9 protein-coding genes are annotated in these 13,584 nt (G+C 62.8%); 4 read left to right on the forward strand and 5 right to left on the reverse strand.

What is annotated here, in order from left to right:
- The first annotated feature begins 74 nt into the window (after positions 1–74).
- Positions 75–1,148, forward strand: a complete 1,074-nt coding sequence (gene sepH / locus BAUR9175_RS01140; protein WP_029417479.1) for a septation protein SepH — start codon at positions 75–77, stop codon at positions 1,146–1,148.
- Here the strand turns inward: sepH and cydC are convergent.
- Genes cydC through BAUR9175_RS01155 form a run of 3 tightly spaced genes read right to left on the reverse strand, consistent with a single transcriptional unit; the run spans position 1,123 to position 7,163 of the window.
- Positions 1,123–4,566 carry a thiol reductant ABC exporter subunit CydC gene (gene cydC, locus BAUR9175_RS01145; protein ID WP_101582694.1) on the reverse strand — a complete coding sequence of 1,148 codons (3,444 nt, stop codon included), beginning with the start codon at positions 4,564–4,566 and terminating at the stop codon, positions 1,123–1,125. The two genes, sepH and cydC, sit on opposite strands and share 26 nt — an antisense overlap.
- The gene (gene cydB, locus BAUR9175_RS01150; protein WP_101582698.1) at positions 4,563–5,585 is read right to left on the reverse strand and encodes a cytochrome d ubiquinol oxidase subunit II; all 1,023 of its coding nucleotides are present in this window, start codon (positions 5,583–5,585) and stop codon (positions 4,563–4,565) included. The genes cydC and cydB overlap by 4 nt, the downstream gene beginning before the upstream one ends.
- Before the next feature lie 12 nt (positions 5,586–5,597).
- The gene (locus BAUR9175_RS01155) at positions 5,598–7,163 is read right to left on the reverse strand and encodes a cytochrome ubiquinol oxidase subunit I (RefSeq protein WP_035279304.1); all 1,566 of its coding nucleotides are present in this window, start codon (positions 7,161–7,163) and stop codon (positions 5,598–5,600) included.
- Positions 7,164–7,461: 298 nt separating this feature from the next.
- Between BAUR9175_RS01155 and BAUR9175_RS01160 the strand changes: the two genes are divergently transcribed.
- Both BAUR9175_RS01160 and BAUR9175_RS01165 read left to right on the forward strand, forming a co-directional pair.
- Positions 7,462–7,824 carry a BlaI/MecI/CopY family transcriptional regulator gene (locus tag BAUR9175_RS01160; RefSeq protein WP_009884389.1) on the forward strand — a complete coding sequence of 121 codons (363 nt, stop codon included), beginning with the start codon at positions 7,462–7,464 and terminating at the stop codon, positions 7,822–7,824.
- An 18-nt stretch (positions 7,825–7,842) separates the two neighbouring features.
- On the forward strand, positions 7,843–8,736 hold the full coding sequence (locus BAUR9175_RS01165) for a M56 family metallopeptidase (protein ID WP_009884388.1): 894 nt from the start codon (positions 7,843–7,845) through the stop codon (positions 8,734–8,736).
- Between the two features lie 65 nt (positions 8,737–8,801).
- On the opposite strand, the gene BAUR9175_RS01170 is transcribed toward BAUR9175_RS01165, so the two are convergent.
- Positions 8,802–10,913 (reverse strand): DNA gyrase/topoisomerase IV subunit B, encoded by a 2,112-nt coding sequence (locus tag BAUR9175_RS01170; protein WP_069600299.1) that lies wholly within the window; start codon positions 10,911–10,913, stop codon positions 8,802–8,804.
- 127 nt (positions 10,914–11,040) lie between these two features.
- Here BAUR9175_RS01170 and BAUR9175_RS01175 point away from each other — a divergent pair, with 127 nt between their 5' ends.
- A complete protein-coding gene (locus BAUR9175_RS01175) occupies positions 11,041–11,880 on the forward strand; it encodes an N-acetylmuramoyl-L-alanine amidase (RefSeq protein WP_101582701.1) in 840 nt (279 codons plus the stop codon).
- Positions 11,881–12,041: 161 nt separating this feature from the next.
- Here the strand turns inward: BAUR9175_RS01175 and BAUR9175_RS01180 are convergent, their stop codons facing one another.
- On the reverse strand, positions 12,042–13,478 hold the full coding sequence (locus BAUR9175_RS01180) for an RNA polymerase sigma factor (protein ID WP_101582702.1): 1,437 nt from the start codon (positions 13,476–13,478) through the stop codon (positions 12,042–12,044).
- Positions 13,479–13,584 lie beyond the last annotated feature (106 nt).

Raw genomic sequence — 13,584 nt, forward strand, 5'->3', positions numbered from 1 at the left:
CGCGCGCAAATCTGCCCAACACGCGGTGCCGAACGTGACACGATGCAGGGAGACGCGATAAAGGAGCTTAAGGCATGCGTGAACTGATCTTGAACGGAGTCGACGCCGACGGCACACATCTGCTGCTGAACGACGAAAACGGGCTGCAGTATCGATTGGCTCTCGACGAAGCTCTGTACGCCGCTGTCCGCAAGGACCGCACCACAGTCAAGCCCGAGACCCCTGTGCGCCCCCGGGACATCCAGGCGATGATCCGCGGCGGGATGAGCGCAGAGGAAGTCATTGCTTCCACAGGTGCCGATATCGAACAGGTCCGCACCTACGAGCGACCAGCCCTGGCCGAACGCGCACACACCGCGTACACCGCCAGCCAGCATCCGATCTATTCCGATCATGACCCCAATGGCGACCCGACTCCCCTGGTGGAGCTGTGCCAGACCCGTCTGGCGATGCGCGACGTCGACATCGAGACCATGGATTGGGATGCGTGGAAGCAGCAGGACGGCAACTGGTACATCCAGCTCAGCTTCACTGCCGCTGATCGGACTCGCACGGCCGGATGGAATTACTACCGCCGGTCACTGACACCCATCGACGACGAAGCGAAGTGGTTGGCAGATTCCGGTCCGACGGATACGGGCCCCATCCCGAACTACGGTACCGGCGCCGAACGACAGAAGAACACCGAGGAGATCGACACTCCGCCCGCTCCTCCGGCTTCATCCGAGCCCTCTCCCGCCGCCCGCGACCACCAGGCCGAGACCGGCCGGATCTTGGAGAATCTGCGCAAGCGGCGTCGCCATGAGGAAGAGGACGAACCCCGAGGTCGGCTCCGCGCCGTCACCGAGGACCCCGAGACCCACCCACAGGGTGCGCACACCGCACCGGGTCGGCCGGAGGACGCGACCGATGACGAGGTCTTCGCCTTCGAAGATCCTTCGAGGCCGGACCCGGACGAACCTCAGGAACCGACCCAGGAGGTCGGCAGATTCGATGACGACAACCAGCTGTCTCTGCTCAATGAGCCTGGAGTCAGCGAAGATTCGAATCAGTACAAGGACCCTGAGTCGAAGGCGAAGTCGAAGAAGAACAGCCGCGCATCCATTCCCAGCTGGGACGAGATCATGTTCGGCTCGAAGCGCGACTGAGTTCGTCTCCCAACTCGACCAGTCGATCGCCCTCAGCGATCAGACTGCGATCGTGAGTGACCATCACAACGGCGTGTGAGTCCAGGCTCATCCGCAGATCAGCCACCAGCCGATGAGCCATCTCATCGTCGAGGTGAGCCGTCGGCTCGTCGAGGACGATCACTTCGGCCCCGCTCAGGATCGTCCTGGCCACGGCCAGCCGCTGACGCTGCCCGCCGGAGATGTCAGCACCGTGATCGCCGACCCACAGGTCCAGGCCAGCGGCATCTGCCCATTCGCCGAGGCCAGCGCGGGTCAGAGCCTCACACATCTCCTCTGTGGTGGGTGTGCCCGAACGTGCGATCGCGAGATTACCTCTCACCGTCGACCGGAAGATGTGCGCCTCCTGGGGACACCACGCAATCCTCCCTGCGAGGTCTGACGGTGCAAGGCTGAGCACATCCGTCTCGCGGCCTGCTTCGTCTTCGGCACGATAGCTGCCGGTCCACGGGTCGAGGAAGCGCAGGAGCACGCTCAGTGTCGTTGACTTGCCCGTCCCGCTGTCACCGTGGAGAACCGTCCACTGCCCCGTCCGAGCACGCAGATCCACGTCTTCAACGACGGGGCCGGCTTCCCATCCGACGCTCATGCTTTCCAAATTGAGGGCGGTGAAGGAGCTGCCAGCAGCACGCTCGCCCCCGTTGCTCGCCCACGTGCCGTTCTCGTTTGAGCTACAACGTTCCGACTGGGCCGGTGGCATTGCGGGGAGACGGTCGAGAACGACACCGAGGCTCGGCAGCGCACGGAATGCGAGCATCGACTGTGAGAAGACATCCGCGCACCCCAGCGCAATGAGAACGACGACGGCCCGGATCTCGGTCGGTGCCGATGAGGTCAAGGCGATGAGCACCGCGGCCCCGACCGTGCTCAGTTGCAGCCAGAGTTGGGCGATGCCGAGGTGGTGGGACGAGCGGCGCTGCACACGGCGCAGTTCCTGCTCTTCGCGGCCCAGTGCTGTCAGAACCGTGCCCACGCCGCGATTCGTTCGCAGGTCCGCTGTGGCATTCAACGCACGTGCCAGGACAGAGAGGATCCGGTTGCGTGCAGTTCGGACGCCGCGGGCCAGACCGCTCTCACTCCTGATCACGGCTGCCGGCAGCAGGATCAGGTTGAGGCCGCCGAGTATCAGGAACACCGGCAGCGACGCCGGGTCGAGGGCCCAGGCCGCGATGAGCACCGCGATGAAGACCAACGCCGAGGCGATTGGTGGGAACAGCGTCCGCGGAATCAGATCGCGAACATCATCGGCATCGGAGACCATGGTGCGCAGTGCGGCATCGGAGGTCAGCAGCTTCCGGTCCCCCATTCCGACCGCTTCGAAGTGCTCCCACAGACGGGAGCGCAGCCTGCCCAAGGAAGCGAATATCGCCGAGTGCAGTTTGAGGCGACTGAGATAGAGCAGCACGGACCGGCTCAGCCCGAAGAATCGCACCCCGACGATGGCGACGAGGAGAATCATGATGGGCGGCTGATAGGAGGCCTCGACGATGAGCCACGCGGAGACCGCGGTCAGTGCGATCGCGGCCAGACTCGAGGCACACGATGCGAGCAGCGCGATGATCATATTCGGTGTGAACAGAGGCATGCTCGAACGCAGGAGCGACCAACGGCGGCGAAGCCTCGCCCGCGGTTCTTCCGCTGCGAACTCACGGTTCGCCGCCGCCGTGTCTGTGTCCTGAGCTCCATCCTCCGATGACGGGACGGCAGGAACTTCCCCGCCCGCCGCAGACGCTGTCTCGGACACATTCGCAGAAGCAGGCTGGGCAACCATGCCCGAATCTGCGCTCCGAGCACGGGTGTGCGCAGTCGCCGAGTTGCGGAGTGCACTGCCGAGTTCATTAGGTCTGCTGGGCACGATCTCGTCCCCGGCCAGTGCGACGACACGGTCGTCATGGCTGGCCAGGATGACACGCACACGCGTGGCCGCCTCGGCGATCATGCCGATGATGATCTCCGAGTTCTCATCGTCGAGGTGGGCGGTCGGCTCATCGAGGACGAGGGCTGTCGCATCATCGTCGATCAGATGCTGGACACGGACGAAGGCGAGTCGACGAAGCTGACCTGGACTCAGTGCCGAGGTCGACAGGTGCGTGTCCACGGGCAGTCGGGCACGGCTCAGAGCGGCAGTCTGCAGATCATGTGGGAGACCGTAGACATCGAGTTCAGCCCCGATCGTCGCGCCGAAGAATCGTGGAGCCTGCGGGACGAACGCAACTCGGCGAGGTGCCACTGTGGTGCGGGCCTGGGCGGGCAGGTTGCCGGCCAGGGCCGAGAGAATCGTCGATTTTCCCGCGCCTGAGGGCCCTCGAACAGCGGTGATGCCCGGAGACTCCCGGAAATCACCGGACCACTCGATCGTCGTCCGATTCGGGTACACGACCCGGTGACGGACCTCCGTCGTCTCGTCATGGGCCTCGGCACTGGTCGCACTGTCCCGGTCTGGCCCTTCATGTGTCTCGCTCTCGGTGCTCTCGATCAGCGCATGTGCCCGGGCTTGGGCCTCACGGCCGTTCTCGCTGGCGTGATAGCCGGCGCCCAGCTCACGTAGAGGGGTGAAGCACTCGGGTGCCAAGAGCAGGACGAAGAGACCGGAGCTCAGGTCCATGGTTCCCGAGACCAGTCGCAGGCCGATGACGACGGCGACCAGGGCCACGGAGATCGTAGCGATGAGTTCGAGGGCGAGGCTTGAGAGGAATGCGATGCGCAGCGTTGCCAGGTTGGCGCCGTGGTACTTCTCCCCCAGGGCTCGCAGCGTGCGCGCGTGATCCCTGGATCGGCCCAGGCCGATGAGCACGGGCAGGCCCTCGGCCAACTCGGCGAGGTGATCGGACAGGCGCTCGAGTGCCGTGGTGCTGGCTGCCGTCGATTCCTCGGTGAAGCGGCCGATGAGGATCATGAAGATCGGAACCAGCGGCAGACACAGGGCGATGATGACCGCCGAGAGGACGTCGGTGAACACGATGCGCACAAGCAGCGTCACCGGAACCACCGCCGCCGCGGCCAGTGCCGGCACCACGGTCGTGAAGTAGTCGTCGAGGTCGTCGATGCCGCGGGTGACGGTGACTGCTGTGTTCATGCGAGGCTGGCCGCGCCCGGTCAGCAGCGAGGAGAGGATCGAGGACCGCAGCCGCTGTTTGTTCACCGCTGCCAGGGACGTGCCCAGGGTGTGATCTGCCCACAGGTTCGCTCCGCGCAGTGCCGCCCCCAGCAGTCCCAGCACCGCCCAGACTGCGACAGGGCTCGTGCCGATGATCGAACGCACCAGAGCCTCGGCGATGAGCACGATGCCGACGGCACGCGCCAGTGCACTGAACACGGAGAGGCAGAGTCCCCGCCGTCCAGCCGGCAGATCGAGCAGGATCCGCAGTGGCGAGCTCATGATCTGATCGCGACCGGAACGCGGTGTGCCTCCGGGATGTGGGTCTCGGCGATCCGTCCCAGGAACATGCGGTAGCTGTAGATCTGGTAGGCGATGATGATCGGCAGGAAGACAGCGGTCACGACCAGCATCACCGTGAGGGTGTAGTCCGATGACGAGGCCGAGGCGATCGTCAGCGAGTTCGCCGAGTCCAGTGTTGAGGGCAGGACATTGGGATAGGCCCCGGCGAACACTGCGGCCAGTCCCGCCACGAGGTAGATCCCGTGGAGGGCGAAGGCTCGCTTCTCTGCCCCGGAACGCACCGCGAGGTACGCTGCCACCAGCGCGATCACGGCGACGACGACTAAGGCAATGAGCCACGGACGTGCGGTGATGGAGAGCCCGAACCAGATGAGGAAGCCGATCGACCCCGGCAGCATCAGTCTCCGCGCCCACCGCTGAGCCTTCTCTCGGATGTCGCCCTGAGTCTTGAGCCCCAGGAAGATCAGACCGTGGACGAGGGCGAAGCCGACCCCTCCCAGGCCGCCCAGGACCGCGGGCCATCCCATCCAGGCGAAAGCTCCGCCGACGATGTCACCGTGTTCGTTCAAGGGCAGTCCGCTGGAGGTGATGGCGAGCATGGCGCCGATGAAGAACGCGATTCCGGCCGAGCCCACTGCTATGGCCCACGTCCAGAAGGACTTCCACACCGCGCTGTGGCCCTTGCCGCGATATTCGATGGCGACGGCGCGGAAGATCAATGCCAGCAGGCACAGTGTCAGGGGGATGTAGAGCGCGCTGAACAGCGAGGCGTACCAATGGGGGAAGGCGGCGAAAGTGGCACCGGCAGCAGTGATCAGCCATACCTCGTTGCCGTCCCAGGTCGGTCCGATCGTGTTGAGCAGCACCCGTTTCTGCCGTTCGGTGCGGCTCAGCACCGGCATGAGCATCCCGACGCCGAGGTCGAAGCCGTCGAGGAACAGATACCCCATCCACAGCACGATGATGAGGACGAACCAGATCGTAGCGAGAGTTTCCATCGTGACTTCTCCTCAGTACGCGAACGACAGGACGTCGTCTTCGTCGTTCGTGATCTTTGGGGTGTGATTGGTCTTCGTGACCTCCGGCATCGCCGAGGCGACCCCTCCCCTGATGTAGACGATGAGCAGCCGCAGTTCCACGACCATGAGAATGCCGTAGACGAGACTGAGGCTGATCAATGAGAACAGCAGCATCCCCGGGGTGAGCTCAGGAGACAGCGCCGCTTGAGTGAACATGTACACGCCATCGAGCTGCGCGGGATTCGGCGCGACCACGAATGGCTGACGTCCCATCTCCGTGAAGATCCAGCCTGCGGAGTTGGCGATGAACGGGGCGGTGATCGACAGGAGCGCTCCGCGCATCAGCCACGGTGAGGCAGGGACGGTGCCCTTTCGGGTCAGCCACAGCCCCAACGCGCTGACTCCTGCCGCGATCATGCCGAACCCGATCATGAACCTGAAGCCCCAGTAGGTGACGATCATGATGGGCTGGTAGTCGATCTTCTCGCCCGAGTGCTGGCCGTAGCGTTCGTCCTCGGGCAGATGGGTGCCGTATTTCTCCTGGTAGTCAGGAAGCAGCGTCGTGACGCCGTGGACCGGAGTGTTGAAGTCTCCCTTGGCGAGGAAGGAGAGCAGCCCCGGGATCTCGAATACGTTCTCCACCCCGTCGCAGTCGTTTGATGAGGGATCGCCGATCGTGAGCACGGAGAACTCGGTGCCGTCGTGGCAGGCGGCCTCGGCTGAGGCCATCTTCATGGGCTGCTGTTCGAACATCAGCTTGGACTGGATGTCACCGGTGATCGCGACTCCGACGAAGGCCACGAGGCCGACGACTGCCCCGATGCGCAGGGACCGGATCCAGACCTGATGGTCGATGGCGTCTCTGCCGGGCACATCAGGTGCGGAACCGACGACGACCTTTCCGTCGGCCCCGATGGTGTCGATACCGTCCTTGCGTCGGCGGTACAGGTGATACCAGGAGATTCCGAGCAGGAAGCTGCCGCCCACGGCCAACGCCCCGCACAGTGTGTGAGCGTAGGCCGCGAGAGCCGTGTTGTTCGTCAGCACTGCCCAGACGTCGGTCATCACCGCTCTGCCCTCGACCAGCTCGACACCGACGGGGTGCTGCATCCATGAGTTCGCAACGATGATGAAGTAGGCGGAGATCCACGATCCGATCACGGCACACCAGAGGCTGCCTAAGTGGACGGCACGAGGGAGTCTGCCCCAGCCGAAGATCCAGAGCCCGAGGAACGTGGACTCCAGGAAGAACGCGAGCAGAGCCTCCAGCGCCAGAGGCGCACCGAAGACGTCGCCCACGAAGCGGGAGTACTCACTCCATGCCATGCCGAACTGAAATTCCTGGACCAGACCGGTGGCAACACCCATGATGAAGTTGATGAGGAAGAGCTTGCCGAAGAACTTGGTGCTGCGCAGGTACATTTCGTTGCCGGTGCGGTGGTACCTGGTCTGCAGAATCGCGACGAGCATGCCAAGGCCGAGGGTGAGCGGAACCATCCAGAAGTGATAGACGGTGGTGATGCCGAATTGCCAGCGCCCGATGAGAACCGGATCCAGGTCCATGGGAACTCCGTTCGTGGAAGACCTAATTTCTACAACACGTAGAATTCTACAACACGTAGAGGACGTTGCGGCAATATTCTGCCCACTAAGATCTGCCGTCCCAGAATGAGCGTCATTGCCCGTTTGCGCTCACCCTACTCCGACGGAATGGGCGGGCAGACGAAACCGGCCCGAAAGCCGCACCCACAGCGGCCACGAAGCGGATTGCTGTTGATCTCACATGGAATTCGACAGCCTGTAGAGTTAGACTGATCTGGCAAGAAGAAACATCTCCTCGAAGGACAAGGACACCGTGGGAACACTGGGCGAACTCGAACGCAGCGTCATGGACGCCATCTGGGTACATGATGATGGGTTGAGCGCGGCCGAGCTCCGCGATGTGCTCGCAGCACGCGACCTCGCACTGACCACCGTCCACACCGTCCTCACTCGACTGGAGAAGAAGGGCTTCGTCACTCGCGATCGCAGCATCCGCCCGCACCGCTACCTCGCGGTGTCAACACGCGAAGACCATGTCGCAGAGCTGATGACCGAAGTTCTGTCACAGGCACCTGATCGCCAGGCCGTTCTCGCCCGCTTCCTGGGCACTGTGTCGGAGGCCGATACGAAGGCTCTGCGCAATCTGCTGGGACGCAATCACTCAACCAACTCCTGAAGCAGGTAGTTCCCGAGCATGAGCATCGTGGGATCCGTCCTCGCGGTACTTGCATTTCTCTTAGCGTGGCCGGTCCCGGCTGCGCTGTCTCGTTTTCGCGGAGACCCTATCTCGAAGGTCATTCTGTGGCAGGCCGTGGGCCTTTCCGGTGGCCTCTCACTTATCGGTACGGCTTTGGCCTTCGCCGTGGCTCCGGACTCGCGCAGCCTGTCTGAGGGACTGTGGCAGCTTGCCAGAGGAGAGTCGCACACCACTCTCACGGTCTTCGGCTGGATCTTCCTCATCATCGCGGTGGCGCTCATCGCGCGCCTGCTGGGCTGTCTGGCGCTGACGTTCTACTCAGCGCGCAAGACTCGCGTTCGTCATGATGAGATCCTGCATCTGCTCAGCGAACCGTCTGCCACGTACCCGGATACGCGGATCATCACGACCGACGAGGCTGTGGCCTATTGCCTGCCGCAGGGACCGCGCAAAGGCACTGCGGTCCTCTCCACCGGTCTGCTCGAAGTCCTCAGCGAGGACGAGCGCACTGCCGTCATCGCCCATGAGCGAGCTCACCTGGATTTTCGCCACGACGTGCTGGTCATTCCCTTTGCCGCATGGCATCGCGCCCTGCCGTTCTTCTCGGCCACCGCGATCGGACTCAACTCCATCAATGGTCAGATTGAGCTCATGGCCGATGACCAAGCGCGTGAACAAGTCGATCCTGCGATTCTGGCCCAGGCGGTGCGTGAAGCAGCAGGCATCAGCCCGGAGCACCGCAGCGATCTTTCGGTGCAGAGAATCGACCGTCTCTCGCGTCCGCTGGACCCTGCGCGGATCCCGGTGCGTGTGACGTCGAGCCTCGTCGCACTGGGACTGCTGCTCGTCCCCAGTCTGCTGCTCTTCGCTCCGATCGCCGCCGGAATCTGAGCTGGACGGGAGCGCCGCCTAGCTGAACACCGTAGTTCAGCTGGCGGGGCCCCACCTCGTTCGGTTCAGCTGTCGATGCGCTCGGCGTCGAGGACAGCGGCCCCCGAGACGATGAATTCCTTGCGCGGGCCAACGGAGGAACCCATCAGGAGCTCGAAGGTGTTCTCCGCCGCTTCGGCATCGGCCATTGTGACCCGACGCAGTGTGCGCATACTCGGATCCATCGTCGTCTCCGCCAACTGGTCGGCATCCATCTCGCCGAGGCCCTTGTAGCGCTGAATGGGTTCCTTGTACGTCTTCTTCGACTTCTCCAGCTTCTTCAGCAGCGCTTGGAGCTCTGCCTCGCTGTAGGTGTAGATGACATCGTTCGGTGTTCCTCGCTTCGTGACCACTTCCACGCGGTGGAGCGGTGGAACGGCGGCGAACACTCGCCCCTGTTCGACCAGCGGCTTCATGTAGCGGAAGAACAGGGTCAGCAGCAGGGTACGGATGTGGGCACCGTCGACGTCGGCATCGGTCATGATGATGACACGCCCGTAGCGGGCGGCATCGATGTCGAAGCTGCGGCCGGACCCCGCCCCGATGACCTGAATCAGAGCGGCACATTCGACATTGGCCAACATGTCAGACAGAGATGCCTTCTGCACGTTGAGGATCTTGCCGCGGATCGGAAACAGCGCCTGATGGTCGGAGTTGCGAGCAGCTTTCGCCGTCCCCATCGCGGAGTCACCCTCGACGATGAACAGCTCCGTGTTCTCCACCCCGTTGTCACGGCAGTCGTAGAGCTTGGCAGGCAGAGACGATGCCTCGAGTGCCGTCTTGCGACGCTGATTCTCTTTGTGCGTGCGTGCCGAGATGCGCGATTTGAGTTCGGCGACGACCTTCTCCATGAGGACGGCCGCCTGCTGCTTCTCTGCGCGTTTGGTCGAGGACAGTATGTCGCCCAGCTGCCTCTCGACCGTCTTCGCCACGATCTGCCTCACCGCAGCCGTACCCAGGACTTCCTTGGTCTGTCCTTCGAACTGAGGTTCTGCCAACTGCACCGTGACCACGGCGGTCAGCCCAGCCAGGACGTCGTCCTTTTCGAGTTTGTCCTTGCCCAGTTTGAGCTTGCGGGCATTGGCTTCAACGGCCTTGCGCATCGCTTTCAGACTGGCCTGTTCGAAGCCGGACAAGTGCGTTCCGCCGTGCGGAGTGGACACAACATTGACGAAGGACTTCACCTTCGTGTCGTAGCCGGTCCCCCACCGCAGAGCGATGTCGACACCGACCTCGCGTTCAACCTCCTTCGAGACCAGATGGCCCGAGGAATCGAGCACCGGAACTGTCTCACTGAATTTCCCGGTGTCCTGCAGACGCCAGGTGTCCGTCATCGGCGGATCGATCGACAGGTGGTCGACGAATTCGGTGATGCCGCCGTCGAAGCGGAAGACCTCGAGTCGTTCGGCGATGACTTCACCGGTCTCGTCACGTGCGACTCCACGGCGGTCTTCGATCCGCAGCTCGAGACCGGGGACGAGGAATGCCGTCTGACGAGCGCGCTCGACGAGATGCTGGTAGTCGAACTGAGCTTTGGACAGGAAGATCTGCGGATCGGCCCAGTATTGGACGCGGGTTCCGGTGACTCCCTTCTTCGCCTTGCGGACGACGTCGAGCCCGGTCGGCTCGTGGAATTCTTCGAACGGATTGTCTGGCCCCGGCTGACCGGACGAGTCATCGAATCGTCCCGGCACTCCGCGACGGAAGGACATCTTGTGAACCTTCGACCCTCGGGTGACTTCGACATCGAGGCGAGCAGAGAGCGCATTGACGACTGAGGCGCCGACTCCGTGCAGGCCGCCGGATGCGGCATATGAGCTGCCGCCGAACTTGCCTCCGGCGTGGAGCTTGGTCAGGACAACCTCGACGCCGGTCAAACCGGTCTTGGGCTCAATGTCCACGGGGATGCCACGGCCGCTGTCTGTGACAGCCACCGAACCATCTGGTTCCAGTTCGATGAGGATCGATTTGCCGAAACCACCCAGAGCCTCATCAACAGCGTTGTCGATGATCTCCCACAGGCAGTGCATCAGCCCTCGGGAATCAGTGGTCCCGATGTACATGCCCGGACGCTTGCGAACCGCTTCGAGACCCGACAAGACGGACAGATGCCTGGCGCCGTAACTTTCCTCTTCCACACGTTTCCTCTCGTTCGATTAAATTCTAATCGCTCAGTCGACTCTGTCCCGGCCATTGCGAGCCGTGTCTCGCTTCGATTCTGCCGAATCCTCCTGCGCAAAGCATCTTTGCTGGAACAATGGCACTATGTCTCCACGTCGCAGCCTCGCAGTCCCCCTGGTGTGTGCAGCACTCGCCTTTCCCACCCTCACCTCGTGCGGACCGGAGCCGCAGGAAGATGCGGCTGCCTCCACCTCAGCTGCCTCCGCCTCGGCCGCACCCGAGGGAACGGAGCGTTCGGCGAGTGCTGAGACACAGAAGACTCCGACCACGGAGCCTGCCGTCGACCTCAGTGGACGGACAATCGCCATTGATCCCGGCCACAATGGAGGCAATGCCTCGCACCCGAGCGAGATCGCGAGCCCAGTACCGGATGGTCGCGGTGGAGCCAAGGCCTGCAACACCACGGGAACATCAACGAACTCCGACTTTCCCGAGACCGACTTCAACTGGGGAGTCGCTCAGAAGCTCGAGAAGGATCTCGAAGACGCCGGAGCGAAGGTGGTGATGAGTCGCGATGACAATGATGGCGTTGGCCCCTGCGTCGATGAGCGCGGCACATTCGCCGATGATGCCGACCTCATGGTCAGCATCCATGCCAACGGAAGCGAATCGTCCACGACAAAGGGCTTTCATGTCATTGTGGCCGAACCAGGCAGTTCGGATACCGTCGAGGACGACTCGAATCGTCTTGCCGATGCCATGAGCAAGGCTTTTGCCGGCCCCTTCACACCCAACAGCGCCTATGGAAAGGACGCGATCAGTCGGCGTCCGGACCTGGCTGGGCTCAACAACGCCTCCGTGCCTGCTGTCATCGTCGAGTGCGGCGAGATGCGCAACCCGGATGAAGCCAAGTCCATGGAATCGAAATCCGGTCAGCAGAAATATGCTGACGCTCTGATGGACGGCATCGTCGACTGGTACTGAACCTCATCGCGACCAGAGGACTCCCTGAAAGGCAAGACGACGTCTCAAAGAGAGACGTCCCTGAACAGAGAGATCGCCTGCGGTCGCGAGAATTCGCGTCCGCAGGCGATCGTTGTCACCGGCTCAGAGCCAGAGTGCAGCCCAGGCTGTCGGCAGCCGACTCAGTCGAGGTAATCGCGCAGAACCTGTGAGCGTGAGGGGTGCCGCAGCTTCGCCATGGTCTTCGACTCTATCTGGCGGATGCGCTCACGCGTGACGCCGTAGACCTTGCCGATCTCGTCTAAAGTCTTCGGCTGGCCGTCGTTGAGTCCGAAGCGCATCGACACGACTCCGGCCTCACGCTCGGACAAGGTGTCGAGAACCGAGTGGAGCTGTTCCTGCAGCAGCGTGAAGCTGACCGAGTCCGACGGGACGACGGCCTCGGAGTCTTCGATGAGGTCACCGAACTCAGAGTCACCGTCTTCGCCGAGCGGAGTGTGCAGAGAGATCGGCTCGCGACCGTACTTCTGAACCTCCACGACACGCTCAGGTGTCATGTCAAGTTCCTTGGCAAGCTCTTCTGGGCTTGGTTCCCGTCCGAGATCCTGCAGCATCTGGCGCTGGACGCGAGCAAGCTTGTTGATGACCTCGACCATGTGCACCGGAATGCGAATGGTACGAGCCTGATCGGCCATGGCGCGGGTGATGGCCTGACGAATCCACCACGTGGCGTAGGTCGAGAACTTGAATCCCTTCGTGTAGTCGAACTTCTCGACTGCACGAATGAGGCCCAGGTTGCCTTCCTGGATCAGGTCGAGGAAGAGCATTCCACGACCGGTGTAGCGCTTGGCCAGCGAGACCACGAGACGCAGGTTGGCCTCGAGGAGGTGGTTCTTCGCGATGCGGCCGTCGTGGATGATCCACTTGTAGTCCATGGATTCGCGCGGTTCGGTGATGCCACCGGCGTCGAGCAGATGCTCGGCATACATGCCGGCTTCGATGCGCTTGGCCAGATCGACCTCTTCGGCCGCGTTGAGCAGTGCGACCTTGCCGATCTGCTTGAGGTAGTCCTTGACCGGGTCAGCGGTGGCGCCGGCAGACACGACCTGCTGTGCTGGCGCATCCTCTTCGTCGGCATCGGAGACGATGAAGCCGCCTGCTTCGGTGACCGCGGCGTTCTTCTCCTTCTCTTCGGAGTTCTTCGTCTCAGTCGCCTCGGCGGGGCTCTGTTCGGTTCCGAGTGTGTCGGTTGCCGGCTCGACGGTCTCGCCCGCTTCGAGCACATCGTCGGACTTCTTCTTCGCGCCGCCGGCCTTGGTGGTCTTCGCAGCAGTCTTCTTCGCCACGGTGGTCTTTGCTCCGGTGGTCTTTGCTCCGGTGGTCTTCGCCACCTTGGCTGCCGTCGATTTCGTGGCAGCAGTTTTGGCCGTCGCCGTCTTGCGGGCGGCGGTGGTCTGCTTGGTCCCGGTCGCCGCGGCGGTCGCTGAAGCCGATGTCTTCGTCGTCTTCTTGGCTCCCTTCGACGCCGCAGTGGTCTTGGATCCAGCGGTGGAGGTCTTGGCGGCCGTTTCCTCCGACTTTTCCGTCACCGTCGTGGATTCCTTGTCGACTCTCGGCACGTGTTCACCTTTCGCGAGCGTTGAAACTTCTCGAATGCACCAGGACATTACTAAGACCCATGTCAAGAGGTCCGAGGATCGGGCCCGAGGGGAACACATAGTTCGC

It is taken from the genome of Brevibacterium aurantiacum (genome assembly GCF_900169065.1).
Classification (GTDB): domain Bacteria; phylum Actinomycetota; class Actinomycetes; order Actinomycetales; family Brevibacteriaceae; genus Brevibacterium; species Brevibacterium aurantiacum.